The sequence below is a fragment of the Vibrio sp. 1580 genome (assembly GCF_033340055.1).
The window spans coordinates 1-982 of the sequence record NZ_JAWOVT010000097.1 but is presented as its reverse complement, the minus strand read 5'-3'; the positions used below and the strand labels follow the sequence as shown (position 1 = coordinate 982).

Genomic DNA, 982 nt, shown 5'->3' with positions numbered 1-982 from the left:
AAATGTTAAAACACTTTATTGCCAATGATATAAAGCTCGCAGTTGCACACTACTTGCCGTTAGAAGCGTTTCAAACTGCGATTGAACAAATTGAAGAAAAATCACTAGCGCGGAGTGGCAAGATTATTCTAACCATGTGAACACAAAAAGGGATGGCACTCGCCCTCCCTTTTGCATTTTAGTTAGGATTAACGAAACTGCGGCATGTAGTCGAGGTTCGCTTGAATTGTCTCTTCCAATGCCTGCTCTAGAATCGTTCCTGTTGTGACCAGTGGGTTCAGAATCAACGCTCGGTGCGCGGTATTGCGGTTGCCAGTGACCGCGGCTTCGACAGTGAGTGATTCAAAATCCTTCATCAATTGAATCAGGCGCAGTGTATCTGTTGGGAACGGTGCAACATTCAAAGCAACGGGCCCTGATTTGGTGATCATACAGCTCACTTCCACAGTGCAGTCGTCCGGCAAGCCCGCAATCGCGCCGTTGTTGCGAGTGTTCACGTGCATGATGGTGCGCTTGTCGTTGTAGATAGAGCTCATCAGCTCACAGGCCGCTTTTGAGTAATATTGGCCACCGCGCTTTTCGAGTTCTTTTGGTTTCTCGTTAAGCTCTGGGTTGCGGTAGATATCGAACAGACGTTTCTCCATCGCTTTGACCACTTCGCCGCGAGTGCCTTCGCCGTTCGCTTCTTCAATTTCCTGCTTCATGATGTCTTCGCTGGTGTAATAGTAGCGAAGGTATGCGCATGGAATCATCCCCATATTGCGCAGCAGTTCTGTTGGCCATTTGAATGGAGGAATGTTTTGCGGCACCAAAGGATCGTTGCCAGATAGGATCTCTTCGACCACTTCTTGCAGTTTGTCACGACCGTCGTGCAGGATCTGGCGTGCCCAGATAAAGTGGTTCAAACCCGCAACTTGCAGCACAAACTCTTGCTCGTTAGCACCGAGCATTTGGGCGATGCCTTTTTGCATGATAACTGGCA

At 48.8% G+C, this 982-nt stretch carries 2 pseudogenes; one reads left to right on the top strand and one right to left on the bottom strand.

Features of this window, described 5'->3' with window-relative positions:
* Positions 1–140 (top strand): annotated as a pseudogene (locus tag R7093_RS24280) (alcohol dehydrogenase); the annotation flags it as partial.
* A gap of 48 nt (positions 141–188) precedes the next feature.
* Here R7093_RS24280 and R7093_RS24275 read toward each other — a convergent pair.
* Positions 189–982: pseudogene (locus R7093_RS24275) on the bottom strand (6-phospho-beta-glucosidase); the annotation flags it as partial.